Origin of the sequence: [Mycobacterium] manitobense, from assembly GCF_025821665.1 — a bacterium.
GTDB lineage: Bacteria > Actinomycetota > Actinomycetes > Mycobacteriales > Mycobacteriaceae > Mycobacterium > Mycobacterium arseniciresistens.
The window spans coordinates 1-2,234 of record NZ_JACKSJ010000134.1; the positions used below are offsets into that span (position 1 = coordinate 1).

Below are 2,234 nucleotides of genomic sequence, written 5' to 3' on the forward strand. Positions count from 1 at the left end.
TGCCTGCCGGCGGGGCCACCTGAGAGCCGGCCGGGATCGGCGCCGGAGACGCGGGAGCGCCCGGTGCGGCGGGCGCCGCCGGTGCCGGAGCGCCCGGTTCGGCCGGTGCTGCAGCGCCCGGTGCAGCCGGAGTTCCGGCGGGGGCCGGCGCGCCCGCAGGCAACGGAGTACCCGCACTGCCTGCGGGAACCGGTTGGGTTCCCGCGGGAACCGGCTGGGTTCCTGCGGGGGCCGGGGCACCCTCGGGCAGCGGCGTGCCCGCACTGCCTTCGGGCAGCGGCGTGCCCGCACTGCCTTCGGGCAGCGGAACACCGTCAGGTCCGACGGCGACCGGGGTGCCCTGTGCGCCGGGCGCGGCCGGATCGGTCTCGTTGCTCGCCGGGGCGGGCGTCAGCTCGTCCTCCGCCGTGGCCGGCGCCTCGTCGGCGACCTCTGCAGGAGCGGCCGAGCTACCCGCGGGGTAGTTCGAGGTGCCCGGAGCCGTCTGCGGCGCGGCCGGCGGCTCGTCCCACGCCAGGACGTCACGCCCGCCGGCGTTGTAGACGACGGTGTCCGGCGCGGGGCCGGTCACGTCGAAGTAGATCTTGCCGCTGGTCTCCTGACCCTGCGCGATGGTTGCCGGATTGACACCCTGCGGTGTGGCCACCTGGAACAGCGCGCGGTAATTCTGGCCGTCCGCGGCGCGGGCGTTGAAGTTGGACACGATCGGCGTCGCCGATCCCGCCACGGCCTTGTCGGTCGCGGTGGCTTCCCACAGCGTGCCGCGCACCTGGTAGGGAATGGAGTCCGAGCTGGGCTTGAGGCCTGTCACCGTCCACTGCTGGACGACGTTCCCGTCGCGCAGTTCGGCCTGGCTGCCCAGGTCCTGGGTGGTGACGCCGGCGGTGTCCGCGCCCGCGATCGGCGCCGCGATGACGCCTGCGGCTCCCGCAGCGAAGGTTGCTGCGGCCAGTGCATTGGTGATGATGGTGATCTTCAAGGTTGTTCGCTCCTGAGTCGTCCGACTGCCGACTCCCCCGGTCTTAGGGAGGTCACAAACTCGAAGTTAGCAGGTCGTTCGGCACAAGATCATCCCCGCCTGTCGTGAACGCTGCGCCAACGGGGCCGGTCCGTCACGTGCGAAGCACCGCCAAGACGCCTCGTCACCACCGCTTTAGGCGGTCGTTGGTGCTTGCTGGCGAACGAACTCAGCCGCGATCGCGGATGCGATCGTCGTGAGTCGGAAAGTGCGAGGCGAGGATGGCGGCGATCTCCAGGAAGCGCCGACGGGTCGCCTGGGACATCTCGCTGGTGCGGTCGATGACCCCACCCGGCCGCAGGTGTCCGTCGAACGGCACCTCGACCACCGCCTGACCCTGGCCGGCGAACTGCTGGGCCAGGATCGACCGGGTGCGTTTGTCGGCATGGCCGTCGGAGTCGTTGAGCACCACGACCGTGCGCTGCAGCAGACCGGTCAGCCCGCGGTTGGCCAGCCAGTCCATCGTCTGCCCCGCGGCGGCGGCGCCGTCGACCCAGGGCGAGGACACCACGATCAGCGCGTCGAGGTCACGCAGTACTTCCTGCGTCACCGGGGAGTCCATCGTGGAACTGCAGTCGACGACGGAGATCGAGAAGTACCGGTCCAACCGCGAGGTGGCCTCGCGGTAGATCGCAGGGTCGAGCACCCGGCGACGGGCCGGGGTGGCCTCACCGGCCAGGACGAACAGACCGGCGGCGTTGTTGCCGACCCTGCTGCGAACGTCGGCGAACGAGTCCAGGTGCTGGTCACTGGCCAGTTCCCAGTACGAGCCCTGCGCCTTCGGGTCGACCCGGCTGCCCAGTTTCCCGAACGCCGTGTCGGCGTCGATGGCCACCACGCGGTCGTCCTGGCGGAGTTCGGCGAAGATCGACCCGATGCTCGCCGACACCGTCGTCTTGCCCACGCCGCCCTTGCCCATCACGCCGACCTTGTAGTGGCCGCGCAGCGCTCCCCGGATCTTCGCCTCGAGTTCGGCCTGACGCAGCTCGTCGGCCGAGGGACCCGGGTTGATCGCGCCGAAACTCGCGCGGTAGACGAGCCGCCGCCAGCCGCGTTGCGGAGGTGTCCGGCGGGCGGGCACCAGGTCGTTGACCCGGATGCGGTCGGCGTAGGAACCGCTCGGCGGCGGCGCCGCGATGCGGGCGTCCGGACCGTAGGAGGCAGCCGGCCACGGGCGCGGCGCCGCTCCCGGCTGACCCGGCGGCGGTGGCGCGGG

The 2,234-nt window shown here is 71.9% G+C and carries 2 protein-coding genes; both read right to left on the minus strand.

What is annotated here, in order from left to right:
• The coding region (locus H7I41_RS16510) for an MPT63 family protein (RefSeq protein WP_264013687.1) at positions 1-979 on the minus strand (979 nt) is incomplete at its 3' end.
• Between the two features lie 208 nt (positions 980-1,187).
• Positions 1,188-2,234, minus strand: a 1,047-nt coding sequence (locus tag H7I41_RS16515) for a MinD/ParA family ATP-binding protein (protein WP_264013688.1), incomplete at its 5' end; no start/stop codon positions are given.